At 39.4% G+C, this 23,558-nt stretch carries 17 protein-coding genes and 1 CRISPR repeat array; of the genes, 7 read left to right on the top strand and 10 right to left on the bottom strand.

Translation table 11 applies throughout. The features are described 5' to 3' along the window. Both cas2 and KUI_RS01085 read left to right on the top strand, forming a co-directional pair. On the top strand, positions 1 to 294 hold the full coding sequence (gene cas2, locus KUI_RS01090; protein WP_014840101.1) for a CRISPR-associated endonuclease Cas2: 294 nt from the start codon (positions 1 to 3) through the stop codon (positions 292 to 294). Positions 295 to 467: 173 nt separating this feature from the next. Then, positions 468 to 2,623: a CRISPR direct-repeat array (repeat unit 32 nt; unit sequence TCAGCCACGTACGCGTGGCTGTGTGTTTAAAC). Between the two features lie 465 nt (positions 2,624 to 3,088). Next, positions 3,089 to 5,479: a CRISPR-associated helicase/endonuclease Cas3 gene (locus KUI_RS01085; RefSeq protein ID WP_044953910.1), complete on the top strand. Its 2,391-nt coding sequence runs from the start codon at positions 3,089 to 3,091 to the stop codon at positions 5,477 to 5,479. Between the two features lie 2 nt (positions 5,480 to 5,481). Here KUI_RS01085 and KUI_RS01080 read toward each other — a convergent pair whose 3' ends face one another. From KUI_RS01080 to KUI_RS01060, 6 genes are all read right to left on the bottom strand, one after another. After that, a complete protein-coding gene (locus tag KUI_RS01080) occupies positions 5,482 to 7,128 on the bottom strand; it encodes a peptidase U32 family protein (RefSeq protein WP_014840099.1) in 1,647 nt (548 codons plus the stop codon). Between the two features lie 292 nt (positions 7,129 to 7,420). Further along, entirely contained in the window at positions 7,421 to 7,933 is a 513-nt protein-coding gene (locus KUI_RS08105; protein WP_014840098.1) for a DUF4143 domain-containing protein, read from the bottom strand. A gap of 122 nt (positions 7,934 to 8,055) precedes the next feature. Next, the gene (locus KUI_RS01075; RefSeq protein WP_014840097.1) at positions 8,056 to 8,781 is read right to left on the bottom strand and encodes a fumarylacetoacetate hydrolase family protein; all 726 of its coding nucleotides are present in this window, start codon (positions 8,779 to 8,781) and stop codon (positions 8,056 to 8,058) included. Between the two features lie 7 nt (positions 8,782 to 8,788). Beyond that, positions 8,789 to 10,831 (bottom strand): replication restart helicase PriA, encoded by a 2,043-nt coding sequence (gene priA, locus KUI_RS01070; protein ID WP_014840096.1) that lies wholly within the window; start codon positions 10,829 to 10,831, stop codon positions 8,789 to 8,791. Positions 10,832 to 11,059: 228 nt separating this feature from the next. Beyond that, on the bottom strand, positions 11,060 to 12,130 hold the full coding sequence (gene hemE / locus KUI_RS01065) for a uroporphyrinogen decarboxylase (protein ID WP_014840095.1): 1,071 nt from the start codon (positions 12,128 to 12,130) through the stop codon (positions 11,060 to 11,062). Positions 12,131 to 12,174: 44 nt separating this feature from the next. Further along, entirely contained in the window at positions 12,175 to 13,197 is a 1,023-nt protein-coding gene (locus KUI_RS01060) for a helix-turn-helix domain-containing protein (protein WP_013521986.1), read from the bottom strand. Between the two features lie 370 nt (positions 13,198 to 13,567). On the opposite strand from KUI_RS01060, the gene dksA reads away from it, so the two are divergent. Then, on the top strand, positions 13,568 to 14,053 hold the full coding sequence (gene dksA / locus KUI_RS01055) for an RNA polymerase-binding protein DksA (protein WP_014840094.1): 486 nt from the start codon (positions 13,568 to 13,570) through the stop codon (positions 14,051 to 14,053). A gap of 68 nt (positions 14,054 to 14,121) precedes the next feature. On the opposite strand, the gene KUI_RS01050 is transcribed toward dksA, so the two are convergent. Then, positions 14,122 to 15,462, bottom strand: a complete 1,341-nt coding sequence (locus KUI_RS01050; RefSeq protein WP_014840093.1) for an esterase-like activity of phytase family protein — start codon at positions 15,460 to 15,462, stop codon at positions 14,122 to 14,124. A gap of 130 nt (positions 15,463 to 15,592) precedes the next feature. On the opposite strand from KUI_RS01050, the gene hslV reads away from it, so the two are divergent. Next, positions 15,593 to 16,159 carry an ATP-dependent protease subunit HslV gene (gene hslV / locus KUI_RS01045; protein ID WP_013521983.1) on the top strand — a complete coding sequence of 189 codons (567 nt, stop codon included), beginning with the start codon at positions 15,593 to 15,595 and terminating at the stop codon, positions 16,157 to 16,159. Further along, complete coding sequence (hslU, locus tag KUI_RS01040) at positions 16,159 to 17,493, top strand: ATP-dependent protease ATPase subunit HslU (RefSeq protein WP_013521982.1); 1,335 nt, start codon at positions 16,159 to 16,161, stop codon at positions 17,491 to 17,493. Before hslV ends, hslU begins: the two co-directional genes overlap by 1 nt. Positions 17,494 to 17,583: 90 nt before the next feature. Here hslU and KUI_RS01035 read toward each other — a convergent pair whose 3' ends face one another. Then, complete coding sequence (locus KUI_RS01035; RefSeq protein WP_013521981.1) at positions 17,584 to 17,862, bottom strand: copper-binding protein; 279 nt, start codon at positions 17,860 to 17,862, stop codon at positions 17,584 to 17,586. 282 nt (positions 17,863 to 18,144) lie between these two features. Here KUI_RS01035 and KUI_RS01030 point away from each other — a divergent pair, with 282 nt between their 5' ends. Together KUI_RS01030 and obgE are read left to right on the top strand one after the other, a co-directional pair. Further along, on the top strand, positions 18,145 to 19,392 hold the full coding sequence (locus tag KUI_RS01030) for an esterase-like activity of phytase family protein (RefSeq protein ID WP_014840092.1): 1,248 nt from the start codon (positions 18,145 to 18,147) through the stop codon (positions 19,390 to 19,392). Between the two features lie 65 nt (positions 19,393 to 19,457). Further along, a complete protein-coding gene (gene obgE / locus KUI_RS01025; protein WP_013521979.1) occupies positions 19,458 to 20,543 on the top strand; it encodes a GTPase ObgE in 1,086 nt (361 codons plus the stop codon). 168 nt (positions 20,544 to 20,711) lie between these two features. On the opposite strand, the gene ilvD is transcribed toward obgE, so the two are convergent. Both ilvD and ispB read right to left on the bottom strand, forming a co-directional pair. Next, complete coding sequence (gene ilvD, locus KUI_RS01020; RefSeq protein WP_013521978.1) at positions 20,712 to 22,574, bottom strand: dihydroxy-acid dehydratase; 1,863 nt, start codon at positions 22,572 to 22,574, stop codon at positions 20,712 to 20,714. Next, on the bottom strand, positions 22,574 to 23,539 hold the full coding sequence (ispB, locus tag KUI_RS01015) for an octaprenyl diphosphate synthase (protein ID WP_013521977.1): 966 nt from the start codon (positions 23,537 to 23,539) through the stop codon (positions 22,574 to 22,576). Before ispB ends, ilvD begins: the two co-directional genes overlap by 1 nt. Positions 23,540 to 23,558 lie beyond the last annotated feature (19 nt).

Raw genomic sequence — 23,558 nt, 5'->3', positions numbered from 1 at the left:
ATGTTAGTACTTATTACTTATGATGTAGATATGAAAGACAATTCAGGTGCTAAAAGAATGAGAAAAATTTCGAATGCCTGTCAAAACTTCGGACTTAGAGTTCAATACTCGGTGTTTGAATGTGATATAGACCCAGAAAAGTGGATAAAATTAAAGAGTACTTTGCTTGATTTATACGCCCCTGAAAAGGATAGTTTGAGATTTTACAATTTGGGAAGTAAATGGCGGGGAAAGGTTGAGCATCACGGTGCAAAACCTTCGATAGATATTTTCAAGGATCCTTTAATTCTTTAACGCTAACCACTAGTTGACATTAGACTAAGATAAGATTAGCGATACTTTTGTTCTTTAAAAATCAAATAGTTTTTGAACTTTTGCTAAAGTTCTAATTTGAATCCTTATCACTTTAATAGCTTAGCGATTATAAGCTTTAAGAATAAGTACTAAAGCCATTTATAATGATGGCTTCAGCCACGTACGCGTGGCTGTGTGTTTAAACATTATCTATCCACCTTAACTTCAACCATTTCGGTTCAGCCACGTACGCGTGGCTGTGTGTTTAAACTATACATTTTGCGAGACTATTTTAATTGTTAACTCTCAGCCACGTACGCGTGGCTGTGTGTTTAAACGCTTGAATAGATTCGGGCTGTCTGATTAATTCTCTCAGCCACGTACGCGTGGCTGTGTGTTTAAACGATGAGCTCATCAATCGATTTCACGGTCATCTATTCAGCCACGTACGCGTGGCTGTGTGTTTAAACTGCAAGTAATTCACACGCCTTAACTTTTATGACATTCAGCCACGTACGCGTGGCTGTGTGTTTAAACCTGAGATTAAAAACTTGTTAGTTGAAAATAATATTCAGCCACGTACGCGTGGCTGTGTGTTTAAACGGCTAATGTCGCGGAAATGCTAGCACCTGCTTGATTCAGCCACGTACGCGTGGCTGTGTGTTTAAACGGAACGTTCGAAACTACAGCATCAAGGGAACCCTTCAGCCACGTACGCGTGGCTGTGTGTTTAAACCTGAGATTAAAAACTTGTTAGTTGAAAATAATATTCAGCCACGTACGCGTGGCTGTGTGTTTAAACGGCTAATGTCGCGGAAATGCTAGCACCTGCTTGATTCAGCCACGTACGCGTGGCTGTGTGTTTAAACACGTGACAATATGAGCACGGTTGCTGATTGGTTCGTCAGCCACGTACGCGTGGCTGTGTGTTTAAACAACAGAGTCCATTAGAGGATTTGCAGATGAATCAAGTCAGCCACGTACGCGTGGCTGTGTGTTTAAACGACGAGAGTCTAACTAAGACACCAATCGCAAGGTTCAGCCACGTACGCGTGGCTGTGTGTTTAAACCAAGATTCATTAACAGAGCTATTTCAGCTTACAATCAGCCACGTACGCGTGGCTGTGTGTTTAAACCCCGCTGGAAAACAGCTTATCAAGTATGGCTCGATCAGCCACGTACGCGTGGCTGTGTGTTTAAACATGTCCAAGTAGACCTTAGTGCGACGGTCCATAATCAGCCACGTACGCGTGGCTGTGTGTTTAAACCGCAAATAATCGAATGGGTACACCGTAAAACTTGGTCAGCCACGTACGCGTGGCTGTGTGTTTAAACTTAATTAAGTAAAAGGACAAAAAAAATGAATCAAGTCAGCCACGTACGCGTGGCTGTGTGTTTAAACGAAGTTTCGACTGGATACGCTTGCAAATTAACAGATCAGCCACGTACGCGTGGCTGTGTGTTTAAACGAAGTTTCGACTGGATACGCTTGCAAATTAACAGATCAGCCACGTACGCGTGGCTGTGTGTTTAAACGAACGTCACCAACTTTACGATTGCTTAAAGGTCGTCAGCCACGTACGCGTGGCTGTGTGTTTAAACCTATGGCAATTAATGCCACTTCATTTTTTATGCAATCAGCCACGTACGCGTGGCTGTGTGTTTAAACGATTGTGTAATCTCGTCCAACAATATACTTCATTTCAGCCACGTACGCGTGGCTGTGTGTTTAAACTTTTCTCAATCATCGCTTGTGTAACCCCAAATTCTCAGCCACGTACGCGTGGCTGTGTGTTTAAACGTAAAAAACATCGAATAGAAAAAGCACTAATTGGTCAGCCACGTACGCGTGGCTGTGTGTTTAAACTCTGCCGAAACTATACGGTCACCACCGAACCAGTCAGCCACGTACGCGTGGCTGTGTGTTTAAACTAACTGGAAGGACGGGTTGAATGGCACTTACTGATCAGCCACGTACGCGTGGCTGTGTGTTTAAACTTTTCTCAATCATCGCTTGTGTAACCCCAAATTCTCAGCCACGTACGCGTGGCTGTGTGTTTAAACGTAAAAAACATCGAATAGAAAAAGCACTAATTGGTCAGCCACGTACGCGTGGCTGTGTGTTTAAACTCTGCCGAAACTATACGGTCACCACCGAACCAGTCAGCCACGTACGCGTGGCTGTGTGTTTAAACTAACTGGAAGGACGGGTTGAATGGCACTTACTGATCAGCCACGTACGCGTGGCTGTGTGTTTAAACTTCTAAACTACTTATTCGGAAGTAAACTTCAAAAGTTCAGTCACGTTCGCTTGACTGTGTGTTTAAACGACAGATTAAGAAATGAGTTATAGTTGAATCTATAACTGTCAAGTCTACTTGTTTTAAAAGCTTAACTAGTATCCCATGTATCCATTCTCACATTAAATGCAATATACTCAACTAGCTTTGTTTTTAAGTATATTTATCAATACTGTTACAACACTAACAGGCAAAAATTCAAAGTAGCTTCTAAATCCTAAATCGATTTTAAAATCGAATTTTGTTTTACATAGAAAATCCTTATTTTTAATCACTTTCTGGAAATAAAATTTCTTTATTATTTATAAGTATTTTTTTCTATCGATTACTAAATTGAAATTGGGATTAACCTTTTATTTACCTAGGCTCTGGGTAAGTATTAAAATTAACCTCTTGCTTGCAAAAAAGTAAGTGTGTTTAAACAATTTTTAATTGACTTTAATCTGAGTCGTGCAGCCTTAGGGCTGCACATCCATTTTTAGGAAATCATATAAATGTTTATAGCACATACTCGGACTCTAGACTCTGTTACCCAACCTCTTGATGCCCACCTCATGAATGTTGGCTCCTTATCTGAAAAGTTTGCTCAAAAACTAAACTTAGGGGAAATAGGTGCATTATTAGGCTTGCTTCACGATTTGGGCAAGTTTTCAGATAATTTTCAAAATTACATCAAATACAATTCCTTCAATTCTGATAAAGATGACGCTGAAATAAACAATAACATTCATATTTCAAGAGTGGATCACTCCACTTGCGGTGCTCAATGGATAAAAGACCACTTTTTAAATAGTAATAATAATGTTTTACTTGGTCAAATACTAAGTATATGTATTGCATCTCATCACGGAAAGGGCTTGATAGATGTCATAAATAATAACGAAAAAACTTGGTTTAATAGACTCAAAAAGAGTAGGCTAGAAACCAACTTCCAATCAGCATTATCTAATGCCGTTAATTCAAACAGTATTGCACTAAAAAAAGCTGTCGAATTAAAGGAATCATCATTTGATACTTTCAATAAACATATTTCAAGCTTATATAACAGCAATAATCTAAGCTATATTGAAAAAAAATTCTATTTGGGTTGTCTTACTAAATTTTTATTTAGCTGTTTAATAGATGCCGATAGGATTGATAGTGCAGATTTTGAGAGCAACACTAGTACCTCAGATAGAAATATATTTAGAAACTACGAATGGGATATTGCCCTAAAAACTCTTGAAAATCACCTTAAAAATTTTTCTTCTGAATCTGATATACAAAAAATAAGAGAATCTATTTCAAATAAAGCTTTTGAATGTGGCTCTAAACCTAAAAATATTTTAAAATTTACAGTTCCTACAGGAGGTGGAAAAACTTTATCAAGTTTGAGATTTGCCTTAAAACATTGTTTAGAACACAAACTTGACAGAATTATATATGTAATCCCCTTTACTTCGATAATTGATCAGAACGCTCAAGTTGTTAGAAAAGTCTTGGGGGATGAATGGGTACATGAACATCACTCAAATATTGAACCTGAAGAAGTAACTTGGAAAAACAAGCTAATTTCATCAAATTGGGATAAACCAATAATTTTTACTACTATGGTTCAATTTTTAGATTCATGGTTTAGCATTGGTACTAGAGGTGTTAGACATATTCATCCTATGACTAATTCTGTGATTATTTTCGATGAAATTCAAAGTCTTCCCCTAAAATGCACATACTTGTTTTGCAACGTCATTAATTGGCTTAATCTATATGGCAATAGCTCAATAGTTTTATCAACTGCAACCCAGCCCCCTCTTGAGCTTCTAGAACCAAAGGAAAATGGAGCTCTAAAGTTTGACAATGATTCTGAGATAATTGGTAACCTAAATGAAGTTGATGAACTTTACGATAATTTAAGTAGAGTAAACATCCATTTTGACAGTGTAAAAAAAGATATCGATAAAACATTTTCATTTGTTAAGGAAATCTCTAATAGCGAAAATAAAATACTTTTCATTGCCAATACAAAAAAAACAGTCCTGGATTTATTTAATAAATTTAAAGAAAATAATTACTCACTGGAAAATATATACGCACTAACAACTTATCAATGCCCTTCACATAGAAAAGCAATTATTAATGAATTAAAAGAAAAATTGCGAAATAATGAAAAGACTGTTTGCATAAGCACTCAATTAATAGAGGCTGGTGTTGATATATCCTTCCAAACAGTTATAAGAGTGCTTGCTGGATTAGATAGTATCGCTCAGGCAGCTGGCAGATGTAACAGGAACAAAGAACAGGATAAAGGAAATTTATATATTATTGATGTTCTTGAAAATTTAGATAAACTTCCAGAAATATCAAATGCAAAAGTTAGTGTCCAAGCAGTTCTCCATGAATTTAATAATGATTTACATAAAATATTAAAACCAGATGCTATTAACAAATACTTTAAACAATACTATGAACTCCAAAGAAATGAATTAATTTACCCAATTGAGTCTGAACAAACATCAATGCTTGATTTGTTGTCAGCTAATTCAGATTGTATTTATCGCAAAGCTTTAGATGACCGTTTGCTCAAACAATCTTTTAGAATTGCAGCGGAAAATTTCAAATCAATAGATGCACCTACAAAATCAGTTATATGTCCATATGAAAAGGGCGTGAATTTAATAGCTATACTTTGTGGTGAATGGGATCCTAAAAAGTTTAGAGAAACTCTCATTGAAGCTCAGCAATTTAGTGTGGCACTATACCCTTCCACATGGAAAATGCTACTCGATGAGGGAGCAATTCATCCAATTAACGACACAGGGATCTATTATTTGGATGAAAAGTACTACGATTCAAAATTAGGGTTGAATTTCGAAGGTAATGCACAAATGGGCGAGTTTTACATTTAACCTCACTCCCCGCTCACCCCAGTCAGCTTCACTAACCGCTCTCGCTCGCCCTCGCTCAACAACCGAGCTAATAATGCCCCCTTCTTCCCATGCATATTCGGGATGCGTGCTTCACGACCATTGCCAGGAGCGAGGTCTGTGGGCTCCCCGTCAATCTCCATCGCCTCGAGCACAACCACGGCGTTTCCGCTTGGGTGAATTATCTCTATCTTATCACCCACGCGGAAACGGTTCTTGACCTCGACGGTCGCCCACCCGTCATCATCCACATCAAGCACCACCCCTGCGAATTGCGACAATCGAGAAACCGAATACCCGTGTAAGTAATTCTGATAATCTTGTGTCTGATGACGCTCGAGGAAGCCAGGTGTATAACCACGATTTGCTATGTTCTGTAAATCAGCCAAGAGCTCTGGATTAAACGGACGTCCTGCAACTGCATCATCAATCGCCCTGCGATAGGCATTTGCCACACGACCCACGTAGTACATAGATTTCGTACGACCCTCGACCTTAAGAGAGTCGACTCCGATTTTCACCAATCGTTCTACTTGCTCAATCGCACGCAAATCTTTTGAATTCATGATGTATGTTCCATGTTCGTCCTCCATTATTGGCATATACTGGCCTTTGCGATTGCCCTCTTCAAGTAGATATACATTTTCCGCAAGTGGATGACGTGGGGCACCTCCTACTGAGGCAAATTGTTGGTCAGCTTCTTCACGCATTGCGTTGAAATCGAATCCTTCAAGACCAGTATAAGGCACACGAAATTCATTCGATGAATATGAGCCTGTTAAGTTACGGCTCTCTGACGAACCCACGCTGCCTGTTGAGTCACTACCTGCCACAAGACCACCTGCAACACCGCCTGTTGAGCCACGCCCAAAAGCGGTTCCATCCGTAGCACCAAAACCACCTCCAGGTTCCAAGCCACTACCGTATCCTGAATCTAGTGACATACCCCCACCAAATCCAAATCTCTCCGCACCTGGTGCAAGCCTTGCATCGCCTGCATCACTTTCTACTGTTGGCAGTACCTTGTAATCCCAACGGCAAGAGTTAGTACAGGTACCTTGATTCGGGTCGCGTTGATTAAAATATCCTGACAGCAAGCATCTTCCAGAATAAGCAATACACAATGCTCCATGCACAAACACCTCGAGCTCCATGTCGGGGCATTCTTGACGGATTTCCTCGATTTCATCTAAAGATAATTCCCGTGACAAAATAATTCGGCTAATGCCCATGCGTTGCCAAAATTGCACACCCCAATAATTTGTAGTGTTCGCCTGTACGGAAAGATGGATTACAGCATCTGGCCATCGCTCTTTTACCTTCATAATCAAGCCAGGATCCGCCATAATTAAGGCATCTGGCTTAAGTTCCATAATAGGAGCAAGGTCATCCAAATAGGTCCGTAGCTTCGAATTGTGGGGAAGCAGATTTGAAGTGACGTAGAATTTTTTGCCCAATGCGTGTGCTTCGTTTATGGCTTGTTCCATCTTTTCGAAGCGGACAAATTCGTTGTTACGAGCACGTAGTGAGTATCGTGGTTGGCCAGCATATACAGCATCAGCTCCAAAAAAGAAAGCCGTACGCATACGCTCCAAACCACCAGCTGGTAGTAGAAGTTCAGGTTTTTTCATATTGTAAATTTAAGCAAGACACCTTTGTCTGCAATGGACGGGATGTACATTGCCACAAAACTGTTAATTTGATTTTATATAAATTAGATTAATTTTTAAAATTTTCTTCTAGATATATATCCAACTCCCATGCGGGGATATGCTTTATGCCTTCGTTTGATGGGATTTTGAATTCATCCATACTTACCACAAGTTTTTCGAAGTTATCGGGGATCATTTTTAAGGGACTATATTCTCTGTCTAAAGTTGGCTCATGCGATAACTGAAAGGAAACTTGGAAATAAAGGACAAGCTACGATCTCATACATACAAAATTGATTTCCTTATCCTTAATTGAACCAACATATACACGAAAACCAGCTCGTCGTAAGCTCAAATAAACGGCGTTTTCCAACAAATGTCCGACCACGTAATCATAAGCTACGTAGAGATAATTTCGATACGAAAGGTCGTTAAGATAATACTTACAATTGCCTGATATCGTATCCTTGCCTTTAATGCTATAGCACTCAGCACGATGAATCAGGAATGCGTTATCGAAATAATTTATGTAGGATGAGAGTGTCTCGTAATTTGTCTTTCGCTTTTTGGTTGCGAAGAAATTTACGATATTTGTTATGGAAACGAGGCTAGATGCGGTGTTTACTAAATATACAAACAGATCTTCGAGCAGTTTTATATCCTTGACCTTGTACCGTGCAACGATATCACGCAATAAAATCGTATCTTTTAAGGAAGAAACATAGTTATGCTTCATTTCGTGCGAGGACAAATTAAATAACTCTGGTAGTGCTCCCTCTTGCAAATATTTTGCATAACTCGAACGGTTTTGTTCTATTTCATTAAGTGCACAATACTCCGCAAAACTGTATGGGAAAATTTCAAATGCAATTGAAAATTTTTACACCAAATTAACTTCTAGCAAACTTAAATATACTCAACCACCAAATCCTGCAATCCAGCGATTTGTCCCTTCAAGACGTCACCTCTCACAACTGGACCCACACCACTTGGTGTACCCGTCATAATTAAGTCTCCCGCCCGTAAATTATAGAATTTTGATAAGTAGGAGACACATTCATCGATTTTCCAGATTAGATCTGAAGTATCTCCGTCCTGACGGATTTCATCGTTAACAGATAATTTTATGCCCACGTCATCCATCCACGGATTAGCCAAAGAGGACTTTTCTGTCAGTTCTCCCAGTATCACGGAATCTTCAAAATCCTTAGCACCGTCCCATGGAAAGCCATTCTTCTTAGATATGGACTGAAAATCGCGACGGGTCATATCTAGCCCAACACAGTATCCATAAATAGCATCTTGAATTTCCTCTTTGGAGGCACCGTCGGCAATATCATTGCCAAAGGCTAAAACCAGCTCGACTTCATGATGAAGGTTTTGAGTTCCTTTTGTGTACGGCAACTTGCCCACTTCCCCTGACTCAAAATGTGCAACGTGGCATGCAGATTTAATAAAGAAAATCGGATCAGTCTGAGATTTATCGACCGCACCGTAACTCATTTCAGTAGCATGCTCTTGATAGTTACGTCCGATACAAAAAATGCGACCGACAGGAAAACGCTCTTTCCTTCCGTAGATTGCAATAGTGGCAGGTTTTGGGAGCGGTAAAACTGTTTTAATTTCAGACATATGAACCTTAGATAGTTAGTGGATCGACCTCGATATGATAGCTAATTTTAGAGGATTTTATATTATCTATATGTGGCAATATCTCGTAAACCAAACTGTGTAGCCTTGTTCGGGACTGGGATTCGAATAAAAGCTGTGCCCTTTCTACATTTGCTACTCTTACAATTTGCAATGGAACTGGATCATAAATCCGCACGTCTTCATATTTTGCGTTTGCACCTATGCTTGCGACCTGCTCCAAAAATTCCAATGCATTTAATATTTTTTTCGATTGGGCGGTAAATAGAATTTGATAGCTGTATGGGGGAAGGGTTGCAGATTTGCGTTCTTCTAATGCAGATTGGGAAAATTGCTCGTAGTCTTGTGCGATTAAGGCATCATATACTGGGTGTCTGTCAAATTCCGTCTGCACCACTACCTTTGCATCTTTGATATGCCTACCTGCACGACCAGCAACTTGTAAAAGCTGGGAAAATAACCTTTCACTTGACCGAAAGTCGGCATTATATAGCATAAGATCTGAGTTTAAGACTGCGACTAAACTTAATTTTTTAAAGTCGTGACCTTTAGCAAGCATTTGGGTGCCAATTATTATATCTACGTGACCCTCAGTGGCTTGGGTAAATAGTCTCTCTGCACTTCCCTTTAGACGCGTGCTGTCAGCATCAATTCTAAGGATTTTTGCATCGGGGAAATGATTAATTAGCCCTTCCTCTATTTTTTGAGTGCCATATCCCAGTGCACTCAAATCCACCTCACCGCAATCTGGGCAACAAAGTGGCACATGAGATCTGAAACCGCAATGATGGCATTGGAGTATGTTTAAGTCTCTTTTGATATTCCTGTGCATGACCGTATGCACTGAGCAATTTGGGCACGTGCTTACCCATCCACAACTTCCGCATCTTAAAACAGGTGCAAATCCTCTTCGATTAAGGTATATCATCACCTGTTCACCATCAGATAATTTTTTTGAAATAAGATTAAAGAGGGGCTGGGCAATACCATTTATAGATTTAAGCTTTTTAGTATTGAGTATGTGAATCTGTGGAGGATTACCAGAACTTGCTCTTTTCTTAAGGGAAAGTAGTTTGTACCGACCAGTTTGCATATTTCTCCATGTCTCAAGAGAAGGTGTTGCCGACCCAAGGACTACGGGAACTTCTAATTGATTTGCCCGCCAAATGGCTAGGTCTCTGGCCGAATACCGAAGTCCATCTTGCTGTTTATATGAGGCATCATGTTCCTCATCTACGATAATTAAGCCTATGTTTTCAAAGGGGGAAAATATGGACATTCTAGTACCGACAAGAATTTTCGCTTCCTGTCTGCACATACGAACCCAGGATTTCAAACGTTGTCCGTCCGATAAGCCACTATGCATGGTAACCACGGCATCTTGACCATATAAAGCTGAGAATCTATGACGTATAAGCTGTTCAAATTGAGGAGTTAGGTTGATTTCAGGGACTAAAAATAGAACCTGTTTTCCAGTTGAAAGTATGTGCTCAGCTACATTTAGATATACTTCAGTTTTTCCACTACCAGTAATCCCATGTAAAACAACTGTTTCGTAACCTTTAATGGATTTGATGTAGTTAGCCGCTGCCAATTGGTCATCATTAAGTTCTGGTGCAGTGTTTTGTGAATATTCTGAATCTATTTTAATTTTACGTTTATCAAGACGTTCTACTGGGCTAGTTTTTGTTTTGCCTCGATAAGAATTTATGTTTCTAAGTGGAGGGGCTATTACGGGCAGTATCACTTCACCCACGGGACGTATATAGTAATTTGCGGCAAATTCACATAATTTAAGCCATTTTTCACTAAATGGAGGTAAATCATCTATAACTTCTTTCAACGGTTTTTGCTTATCTTCTGGAATTTCGCATGAACTCAGAATATTTACAACAACACCAATAAGCTCTTTTTTTCCAAAATCTACTATTACTCTTTGCCCCCGCTCAACCTTCATACCACTTGGAATAATATAGTCGAAGAAAGAAAACAACGGTACATCTAACGCAATTCGAGCCCAAGATTTAGCCATATCTAGGCTTTCCTATAGTATTTCAGTTTGATACAAATGCTGTGGATAACTTTGGGCATAACTTAGTCATGATTATTACAAAAGTTTTACAATAATCTCGAAATCTACAAAATTTTTTTCTTGACAAATAAATTAATCTATAAAATCAATGGGTTACAAAGCCTATATAATTAATCACTTAAAGTAGTTGTGCTAACTTAAGCAAAATTTTACCTGTGGATAACTTTATTACAAATGCTTTGATTTGCTGTAATTATGGACCTCATCCACAAGAGCCTCCACTATATCGGGGTTTGTAAATTGGGAGATTCCGTGCCCTAAATTAAACACATGTCCCCCAGAAGCAACAGGTCCAAAATCATCTATTACATTTCTAGCTTGTGCTCTTACAGATTTTTCGTCGGAAAATAAAGCCATGGGATCTAAATTACCCTGAAGGGCAACTCTGTCCTGGACTCTACGACGGGCATCACTTAGACCAACAGTCCAATCTAACCCCAGTGCATCAAATCCTGCATCTACCATATCTTCCAGCCAAAGACCTCCACCCTTTGTAAATGCTATTACAGGAACAGTCACGCCTTTGTGCTCGTTTGAATTTAGAAACCCACGTAACGTATCAAGCACTGATCTCATATATTTGAGTGAGAATTCTTGGTAGTAGCCATGAGCTAGAACCCCACCCCAACTATCAAAAATCATGATAGCCTGTGCCCCTGCTTTAACTTGCTCTATTAAATACTGAGCAGTAGATTGAGCACAAATTTCAAGAACAGAGTGTAAAAGCTCTGGTCTAGAATACATCATGGATTTAATTTGACGATACTCTTTTGAACCGCAACCTTCAATCATATAACAGGCAATAGTCCAAGGGGAACCTGCAAATCCTATAAGTGGCACTCTATCCTGTAACTGCCCTCTAATAAGCTTAACTGCATCGAAAACATATCTAAGCTCGTTCATATCTGGCACTTTCAGATTTTTAACATCCTCTTCATCTCTAATAGGATTAGCGAACTTAGGTCCCTCACCTGCAACAAAATCCAATCCTAATCCCATAGCATCAGGAACCATCAAGATATCTGAAAACAATATAGCTGCATCAAGATTAAACCTGTCGATTGGTTGCAATGTAACTTCACACGCAAACTCAGGACTTTTTGCAAGCCCAAGAAAAGATCCAGCTTTTTCTCGAGTAGCTCTATACTCGGGAAGATAACGTCCAGCCTGACGCATAAGCCATATAGGTGTGTACTCACATTTTTGTCGCAAAAGTGCTCTTAAAAAAGTATCGTTCATTTTTTTATTAAGGGTAGACTAGACTTAATAGCAAATTATACAGACTAATGTCTAAATTGCTTAGCTGAGATTTCGTGCTTTCTCATTAATTCCCAAAATGATCGTCTATTCTTACCACTTCGCTTTGCTGCTTGAGCTATGTTGCCTTTGGATTGAATCAGTGCATTTATAATAAACTCCTTCTCAAATGCACTTACAATTTTATCTTTTGCATCCTTAAATGAGTCATCATCCTTTATAGACTCTTGTTCTGATGGGGTGGATTCTACCGTTGTTATATTTGCTGTAATAATTTTTCTTTTAGGGGATTTTCTAAGAGGTGGCTTTACATCTGCATCATCTAATTCTAGATGACTAAATGGAGGGACAAAGGAGATTTTTCTAGTCTCTATACTTGATGGTTGACCAATTAGAGATTTTTCATAATTTAGGGATGAACTAGAGTCTGAAAAGTTATATAACGTGTAACTTCCTACACTTTCTGTATACTCGAGTTCCTTAAGTGCATTCTTCCTAGCCGCCAAACCTTCACGTATACTTGCCGATGTATATTTAGGCTCACGATTTTGATCATCTACTTCGGCCATTAATCTATTAATAGAAATTATCTCCCTTTGCCTAAAATAAGAATACCTCTCTATAGCACTTTTAATGCGAGCCATAATAATGGGAGTAGAGTCTTCAAAGCTTATAAAATCAACAACTCCAAGCTTAGCTAAATCTGGCAATGCTGTAGGATGCACATCATCACATAAAATCATGACTGGCGTTGGAAAGTCTGGACAGTTGCTCAACATAACTCTAAGCCATATCAACACTTTTTGGTTAACAGGCAATATCACCACATCATATCTATGAAGTAAGGGTCCTAATTCTCTTAAAGTATTTGGATGGGGAAGTTCATAATCATTAACCACATAAGAAGGAAGATTAGAGTTAGTTAAATCACCCAGATTAAATTCCTTAAATTGAACTCGCTTTGTTTTATCGGTTAAGTTAACCAAACTAGCTGCCTGGGCTTTAAAGTGGTCTGTATACAACACTGCACAATCTAACGTTTCTCTCATTTATCTTCCTAATTCATGGCATTTCTCTTCAACACTTCAAAAAGATGTTTCACTGTAATAATTGGGAAATGTAGGAATTTAGGGGGCTACTAGAGTCAAATAAAGCCAGTTAGCAAACGACTAAATTAATCACGCTAAAAATTGCACTTTTATCCTATAAATCAATACGTTATGTGCATAGATGCTTCTAAACATAAATCTACAAAAATATTGCCACCAAAAAGTTGTAAGAGATGTAACGAAAAGTGGAGAATTTCTTAATTTCTGTTAGAATTTTGAAGTTTGACTATCTAATAAATGATGAATTAGAAAATCGTTTATACTAGTCCATTAATTTTTTTAAGTAACAGATTGATTGTCCTCTCGGGGCATGGAGTTACCTATCATGGCAAAAGCCGTTAAAAGCCCTAAAACCACTAATAAATCTAAATCTAACTCTGGCTCAGAAGTTATTCTTACCGAAGAGCAGATTAAGCAGATGTCAGAAGATGAGTATATGAATGACCTGCAACTAGCATTTTTTAAGGACCGCCTCAAAAAACTTGAGAGTGATATTCTTAATAATGCTGGTGTAACTACAGAAAACCTTAGAGAAACCCAATTCGTTCCCGATCCTGCGGACCGAGCTACCATAGAGGAAGAGCACACTTTAGAGCTTCGTACACGAGATCGTGAGCGTAAGCTTCTTAAGAAAGTGCAAAATTCCCTACAATTGATTGAGTCTAAAGAGTATGGATGGTGCGAGGAGACAGGAGAGCCGATTGGTATTCCGCGACTGTTAGCTAGACCTACGGCCACACTTTCTCTTGAAGCCCAAGAGCGAAGAGAAAAACGTCAAAAACTTTATAACGATTAACAGAAAAGCCCCGCAATTGCGGGGCTGACTATATGTTGAGAGTGGCTGAATCTACCACTCAAAACATACTATTTAGCTTGAAGGAACTCAGTAACTTTAAGTTTAATAAGTTCGTTATCGTCAGCTTTATTAGGGTCACGAGAAGCTGAACCTGGAAGATTGTTATCGTTACCGACTATGATATGATCTTGATCTAATACATCCACGTCCTCGATAGTAAAGAATGGGAATGTGAATTTACCGTCAACTAGAGGTTTACGTGCAACTTTATTAGGATCTTCGATAGCCATTAAGTCGATAAAGCCAATTTTTTCTGCCACATCGCTGTTTGGATCTAATTTAACTTTATAGATACGTTTAAATTTAGCACTAGTCTCAAAGCAGTTATCACCTTTTTGACCTTGTGGGCAAAGCTTATCAGCAGAACCTTCGGAGTTATCGCGCTCGATAATCATACCGTATGTATCGTCAATCATATTGAAATCGCCGATTGCATTGCCATTATCTTCTAGATGATATTTCCAAGATTTACCAGTCCATTTTTTAGCTTGTGTATCAAACTCAAGAATTCGTAGATAATTTTTACCGTCAGTGTTTTCGTATTCTTTTTTGTCGTGATCGTACAATGCACCTTCTAGAAGTGGGTAAAGTTTGCTTTGGTCTGGAGACGCAGCCATACCTTCAAACCCTTTTGAGCGACTAGATTGGTACATAGGCATCTTGCCATCAGGTTTACCTGGTAGATTAATGCTGTAATGATCTGGGGAAATGATTTTTTTACCGTCAACTTCAGTTTCAAAAATAGACAGTACAGTTCCGTCTGCACCAAGTTCTAAAAGGTAAGGTCCAAATTCCTCACCCACCCAAAAATGCTCACCTATAGGTTGGAAACTTTCAGGATCAAGGTCCATACCTGATAAATAACGCTCTTTAGTAGCTTCTTGAGTAATGTGGAATGGAATTACTTTATTTGGATCTTTGAAAAATACTGTTTTTAGGGGTTCAAATTTTCCAGATTCAAAATCAACTTTGTATTGATTTAAGAAAAGCATAGCATCTGGGGAATTAAGTTTATTGCCAAAGCCGTTATCTGAAATTAACCAAAATGTACCGTCCTTCATAATCTTGATGCCAGAATGACCTTGTACAGGTTGGCCGTTAAAAGGTTTTTTAATGCCAGTTTTGCGTGGACCGTTAAAACCGTCCATGCTTTCAGCTTCGTCAACGCGGTTATATTTATCGTTTTTATAACGAGCACTGATTTTGAAGTAATCAGGTGCATCTGCTGGTGGATCGATAAATGTAGCTGCTGGCAATACCGCATGCCCAGCCAATGTTGCAGGATATTGTTCAGCTGCATATGCTCCAGAAGCAAAAGCAAGACTCAATAATAGTGCTATTTTTTTCATAGATTTTCCTCAAGAATGTAAAAAAGGCAAAGTAAATGTAACAAGCCAGTGTTTCACGTACGTTAAACTTTAGGTTGAATTTAAGATAATTGCCCCCAAATTAGAAGACTAATACTTATAAGGAAGATCCATGGAACAATTCCACGCAACAACTATACTTTGTGTCCGTAAAGGAGATGAAGTTGCCATCGGAGGAGATGGGCAGGTCACACTAGGAAATGTTGTGATCAAAGGGTCCGCTAGAAAAATTCGAAAACTTTATCACGATAAAGTTTTATCAGGGTTCGCAGGAGCTACTGCAGATGCATTTACATTGCAGGAGCGTTTTGAAGCTAAATTAGAAAAACATCAAGGTCATCTTTTAAGAGCCGCAGTAGAGCTCACAAAAGACTGGAGAACCGATCGAGTTTTACGCAGGCTTGAGGCTATGCTTATCGTCGCAGATAAAGACCATACTCTAGTCCTTACAGGTAATGGAGATGTACTCGAACCTGAATTAGGTGTAGCGGCTATCGGTTCTGGTGGCTCATATGCACAATCCGCAGCTCAAGCCCTTCTACAAAATACTGACTTAACTCCAGAGGAGATCGTTAAAAAATCTCTAGAAATTGCTGGAGACCTATGTATATACACAAATCAAAATCATGTTATCCAAAAATTGGATATAGATGAATCTAAAAATAAAAAGGAATCTTAATGGACCAAATTAGTGTTATGACTCCGAAGGAGATTGTGTCCGAGTTAGATAAGTATATTATCGGACAAACAAAAGCTAAAAAATCAGTAGCAGTCGCTTTACGAAACAGATGGCGTCGTCAGCAAGTTGCAGAGCCATTACGCACCGAAATCCATCCTAAAAATATTATGATGATTGGGCCAACTGGTGTGGGTAAAACAGAGATTGCACGTCGTTTAGCTAAACTAGCAAAGGCACCATTTATTAAAGTGGAAGCTACAAAATTTACCGAAGTTGGTTATGTTGGTCGCGATGTAGAAACCATCATACGTGATTTAACTGATATTTCAGTTAAGCAACTTCGTGAAAGCGATATGAAGCGCGTAAATTCTATTGCCCAAGATGCAGCAGAGGACAGAATACTTGATATTCTCGTTACGCCAACTCATGACTCCGAAGGCAACCCTGTACGCGAAGAAAATACTGCACGTCAAGTATTTAGAAAAAAACTTCGCGAAGGAAAACTGGATGATATGGAGATCGAAGTTGACGTTAAACCTCCTGCAGTTCAGATGGAGATTTTAGGAATAGATGCGGTAGATGATATGCGTGATAATCTTAAGGGGTTATTTTCAAGCATATCAAAAGAGCGAAAAAACAAGAAAAAGATGACCATCAAAAAGGCTTTGAAAGTCCTTACAGATGAGGAATCGGAAAAGCATTTAAATGAAGATGACATTAGAGAACGTGCGATTATTAACGTTGAACAAAACGGTATCGTGTTCTTAGATGAGATAGATAAAATCACATCTAGTTCTGAAAAATCTTCAGCCGACGTATCACGTCAAGGGGTGCAGAGGGATTTATTGCCACTAATAGAAGGGACTACCGTAAAAACTAAATATGGTATGGTCAAAACTGATCATATTTTATTTATTACTTCGGGAGCTTTTCATCTAAGCAAGCCTTCAGATCTTATCCCTGAACTACAAGGCCGTCTACCGATACGTGTAGAGTTGGATGCATTGAGTACAGATGATTTTGTGCGAATTTTAAAAGAGACCGACTCATCATTGATTAAGCAGTACACGGCTTTGTTAGACACTGAGTCTGTGAAATTGGATTTTACCGAAGACGGTATTCGCAGAATTGCTGAACTTGCGTACGAGGTCAACGAAAACATGGAAAATATCGGGGCACGTAGGCTTTATACCGTGATGGAAAAATTGCTTGAGCAGATTTCTTTTGATGCGGATTCTAATTCTGGCTCAACCCTAACAATTGATAAAGACTACGTTAACGATAAACTTCAAGACATAGTTAAGGATCAAGATCTATCGCAGTACGTCCTATAAACAAATCGACCCTCAATTATGAGGGTCTTTTTTTGTGGGAGGCAATGCTATGTGGGGGATGGATGCACTCCAACAAAATCTAATCACTGATTACTTTTTAATCTCTGTGATGATGTACTTTTTATTTTCGTGTTTAGCCGTAAAACTAACAGTATCTCCAGCTTTAATGCCATTAAGCAGATTTGCTGGGATATCATAAACCAATGTCATGGCTGGAAGCTCAAGATCGCTTATAGGACCATGCTTAATAGCAATCGTGCTTTTAGCAGTATCGATGCGTCTAACTTCACCCTTACTAGAACCTACAGCCTGAGCAAATGCTACAGAAGTACCAGCTGCAAGTAATATACCTAATAGTGCTTTTTTCATAAGTCACCTCCTTTGTTATGTATTAATTATATGGTCAAAATCAAATAAAAAAACCCTCGGCTCTACTGGAACCAAGGGTTTGACCACTACATACAACTTACTTTCAAAGGAGATCTATGTTTAAACAACACATGCTGTAATTCTAAGGTGAAATATCTTTAATTTCAATAAGTTTCAGAAAAAATTAACGGATGTTTCAGTAATTTACAACATTTTTCACAAACATGTAATTATTAAAAATTATTATCCGAAGGTTTTCTTATCTAATGAATTGGAGTCATAATGACCAAGTTTTCTCTTAAAGCAATCGTGCTTTCCATAGCAACTTTAGGTGCTTTTGCTCAAGCACAAGTAGCCCTTCCATATACCGACCTTGGTAAAACAGGTGACGTAGAAGTGCGTAACGGCGGGTTTGGTTCTGCTGCTTACAAAGATGCTACAAATCCAAATCGCTTTTATGCAATAACTGACCGCGGTCCTAACGCAGACTCAGCAAATAAAGGTGAAAAAATATTTGTAGTTCCAACCTACTCTCCAACTTTAGGTCATTTTGAAATTTCTGAAGACGGAAAATCTATCAAAACGCTTAAATCTGTAAAACTAAAACGTCCAGATGGAAAAGAAATCACAGGTCTTCCAAACCCAGAAGGATACGGAGCTACTGGCGAAAAAGCTATTAGCCCAGATGGTAAAGAACTTGGAGAAGATGAGTACGGCATTGACACTGAAGGTTTAGTTGTTCTTGAAGATGGAACGTTTTGGGTATCTGATGAATACGGTCCTCATATTGCCCACTTTGATGCAGAAGGCAAACAAATAGAACGTATCAGTCCACTAGGGTTTAAAAATGAAGGTCGTAAAATTCCTGCTGTTTTCGCTACTCGCAGACCAAACCGTGGAATGGAGGGTTTAACAATTACTCCAGACGGTAAAACATTAGTTGGTATCATGCAATCAACTATGTTTAACCCATCTAAAGATGATTTAAACCGCACAGTTACTCGTATTTTGGCATTTGATTTAGAAACAGGTAAAACAAAACAATACCTTTACCGTCAAGAACAGAAGAACAACTCTAACTCTGAAATAGTTGCTATCAGCAATACTAAATTCTTAGTTGACGAGCGTGATGGTAAATTCGTTGGCAAAGATGATGTAGTTCAAAAACACGTCTACCTAATTGACATTGAAGGTGCTACTGATGTTTCTGATACCGATGAATCTAAAAATGGCAAAATGGTTAACGACAAAACTCTAGAACAAAGTTCCTGGGAAGATCTTGAAGCTGCAGGCATCAAACCTGTGAGCAAAAAACTTTTAGTTGACCTTGTTAATGAAATCAATTATCCACACGATAAGTTTGAAGGTATGTGGCTTAAAGATGAGAAAACTCTCGCTGTAATCAACGATGATGATTTCGGTATCACTTCAGATAAAGAAGGCAAAGTATCTCAAAAAGTATTGCCATCAACTAAAAATATAGATGCAAATACTGTCTACTTCATCCCAGTAGAATTACCAAAAGAATAATTTATAATATTCGAATTGGTTAGGAAGGGCACCATTAGGTGTCCTTTTTTATTAGTGAGTTTAAAATGAAATTCGTAGATGAAGCGACTATCGAAGTAATTGCAGGTAAAGGTGGCAATGGTTCCGCCTCATTCCGCCGTGAGAAATTTATTCCTAAAGGTGGTCCAGATGGAGGTGATGGCGGTCGTGGTGGGAGTATTATTGCAGTCGCAGATCGAAATATAAACACATTGATCGATTACAGATATGCTCGTCTTCATCGTGCACGTAATGGTGAAAATGGCAGAGGTTCTGACCAGTACGGTGCAGCAGCGGAAGATATTGTTCTACGCATGCCAGTTGGCACTGTTATTTATGATGCAGATACAGGTGAGCAATTATTTGATTTAGATAAGCACGGCGAAGAAGTTGTACTAGCTGCAGGCGGTGCAGGCGGACTTGGAAATCTTCACTTTAAATCAAGTACTAATCGTGCTCCACGTCAATTTACATACGGCAAAGAGGGTGAACATCGCAATCTTCGCATGGAACTCAAGGTATTAGCGGACGTAGGTTTGCTTGGGATGCCTAATGCGGGCAAAAGCACATTTATAACTCGTGTATCAAATGCAAAACCTAAGATTGCAGATTACCCATTTACAACCTTACATCCAAATTTGGGAGTTGTTCGCACATCAGATTCGCGAAGTTTTGTAGTGGCTGATATACCAGGTTTAATCGAAGGAGCTAGTGAAGGTGCTGGGCTTGGACACCTATTTTTACGACACCTAACTCGTACAAGTTTACTGCTACATATCGTTGATGTATCAAATCTTGACCCCGAAGTGGATTCCATTACAAAAGCTGTTAAAGATGCTCGTGCAATCTCGGAAGAGTTGCGAAAATATAGCGAAGAACTTTATAACAAGCCTCGTTGGCTGATATTAAATAAGTTTGACATGATTGAAAACCCTGAAGAAGTTCGAGAAAAATTTGTAAAAGCTTACGGTTGGGATGGTCCTGTTTATACCATAAGTGCACTCACTGGAGAAGGTACGCAAAATTTAGTTTATGCACTGCAGGACTATATCGATGCACAAAAAGTTACTCAGCACAAAGAAGAGGATATAGAAACAGGGGTATTCGAAGAGGAAGACCCTCGCTTTAGGTGAGCACCTCTTTTATTTTGAAATGTACAAAATGAAATATATCTTAGCCACTGTTCTAGTAGTATTATGAGTTTTCTATCCAATGGTAAAGTGGCTCTCAATTGAGAGCCACTTTTTTGTTATAGGCAAAAGAGAGAAAAGCTTAGATTAGTAAAATCCGACTCCTCACAACTATTTGCGAGTGATTTGAGATAAGTCTCTAACCGCACCTTTATCCGCAGAAGTTGCAAGAGCCGCATATGCTTGCAATGCTTTTGATACAACCCGATTACGAGAAACTGGCTTCCACGCATGTTCTCCACGTGATTCCATCTCCTCACGACGATAACGTAATTCTTCCTCAGAAACAGCTAGATGAATTGTACGATTCGGAATATCTATCTCAATTTGATCACCATCTTTAACCAAACCAATAGTTCCACCCTCAGCAGCTTCTGGTGATGCGTGTCCAATTACAAGTCCAGAGGACCCACCAGAAAAACGACCATCCGTAAGAAGTGCTGCTTTTTTTCCTAATCCCATTGTTTTTAAATACGATGTAGGATAAAGCATCTCTTGCATGCCAGGTCCACCTTTCGGACCCTCATAACGGATGATAACTACATCACCCTCTTTTATGCGTCCGCCCAAAATACCCTCAGATGCTTCCTCTTGGGATTCAAATACAACTGCACTGCCCTTAAATTTTAGGATGCTTTCATCAACACCAGCAGTTTTAACAATGCAACCATTTTCAGCTAGATTGCCGTAGAGCACGGCCAATCCACCGTCTTTTGAATATGCATGTTCAATATCTCGTATACATCCTTCTGAACGATCAAGATCATTTTCTTTGTAGTAGGAATTTTGTGAAAATGCTTGAGTAGTTCTAACATATCCTGGAGCAGCACGATAAAACTGTAATACTTCATCGTTAGATCTAGCTCCGCGTACATCCCAATTTTCAATCGCTTCGCCTAATGTACCACTATGAATATTTGCCACAGAAGTATCAAGTAATCCGCCTCGATTCAATTCTGCGAGAATCCCCAAAATCCCACCTGCCCTATGCACATCCTCAATATGGAATTTCTGAGTAGCAGGAGCAACCTTACATAAGCAGGGAACACGTCGAGAAATAGCATCGATATCACGCATTGTAAAATCAACACCAGCTTCGTTAGCGATTGCAAGAATATGAAGAACTGTGTTTGTAGAGCCTCCCATAGCAACATCTAAAACCATAGCATTTTCAAAAGCTGCTTTTGTGGCAATGCTTCTAGGAAGCACCATCTCGTTATCGTCTTCATAATAAGCCTTTGCTAACTGAACAATCAGTTCACCCGCTTGCTCAAACAATTGACGACGAGACGCATGAGTGGCTACTATCGTGCCATTTCCAGGTAAAGCCATGCCCAAAGCTTCGACTAAGCAGTTCATAGAATTCGCGGTAAACATGCCAGAGCATGAACCACAGGTAGGACAGGCATTGGACTCAATTTCGTGCAAATCACGAGTATCGATATCTGGATCTGCCCCATGAATCATGGCATCAACCAAATCAAGCTTAATCTCTTTTTCCTCGGAAACCAATGTCGCCTTTCCTGCTTCCATAGGTCCGCCAGACACAAATATCGTAGGGATATTCAAACGCATAGCCGCCATCAACATCCCTGGAGTAATCTTATCGCAGTTCGAAATGCAAACCATAGCATCCGCACAGTGTGCATTTACCATGTATTCAACAGAATCCGCAATTAAATCACGCGATGGAAGTGAATACAACATGCCACCATGTCCCATCGCAATTCCGTCATCAATCGCAATTGTATTGAACTCTTTGGCAATACCACCCGCAGCCTCAATACATCGAGCTACAAGCTGACCCATATCCTTAAGGTGCACATGCCCTGGTACAAACTGAGTAAACGAATTAACTACCGCAATAATAGGTTTACCAAAATCGGTTTCCTTAACGCCCGTCGCACGCCATAATGCACGTGCTCCAGCCATTTGATTTCCGTGAGTTGATGTTTTGGAGCGGTAGTCAGGCATTATTGAGTCCTTGCAAGTGAAAAATTAACTAAATCTTGAAGTGATTTTTTGTAAGCAGAATCTGGAAGTCCATCCAAGGCTGAAAGGGCTATGTTTGCTTGCTCTTGGGCAATATTACGTGTGTAATCCAGTGCATCAGTACTTCTGATAGCCTGTGCAACTCTTTCAAAGTCTGCATCTCCTTCTTCGATTGCATGTCGAATTAATGCTTTCTGTTCAGGTGTACCAACTGACATAACTCTAATAAGTGGCAATGTAGGCTTACCTTCACGCAAATCATCACCCACATTTTTACCAAGATCTTCGGCAGATCCAGAGTAATCCAACACATCATCTATAACTTGGAATGCCGTCCCTACATGAGTACCATAAAGAGCAGCTTTTTGCTCGACAGCATCATCAGCTCCAGCAAGAACGGCCGCAACTCGAGTGGCAGCTTCAAATAATTTTGCAGTTTTAGACTTAATCACATCCATGTAACGATCGAAGTCCACATTAGGGTCATGAACGTTAAGAAGTTGCAATACTTCGCCTTCAGCAATCACTGTAGTAGCTTCTGACATAATCTGCATAATACGCATAGAATCAGCTTCCACCATCATCTCAAAAGAACGAGAGTACAAATAATCGCCGACGAGGACGCTAGCCGCATTACCAAATACTGCATTAGCAGTAGCGGAACCTCTACGCATATCGGATTCATCAACTACATCATCATGCAAAAGCGTAGAAGTATGAATAAACTCAATAACAGCCGCCATCAAATGATGGAGCGATCCCTCGTACCCCAATGCTTTGGACATCATAAGAAGCATAGCTGGACGGATACGCTTACCCCCTGCACTAATGATATACTCACCGATAGTGCGAATTAGGACAACTTCAGAATTCAAACGGGATCGAATTACTTTATCGACAGCGGACATATCCTCGGATATCGGCTGAAAAATCGCTTTAATGCTCAAAATGATTCCAAAATCTATT

Source organism: Taylorella equigenitalis ATCC 35865 (assembly GCF_000276685.1).
In the GTDB taxonomy this organism is placed as follows: Bacteria; Pseudomonadota; Gammaproteobacteria; order Burkholderiales; family Burkholderiaceae_B; genus Taylorella; species Taylorella equigenitalis.
Note: the sequence above shows the minus strand (reverse complement) of the source record. Positions and strands in the feature narration are given on the sequence as shown.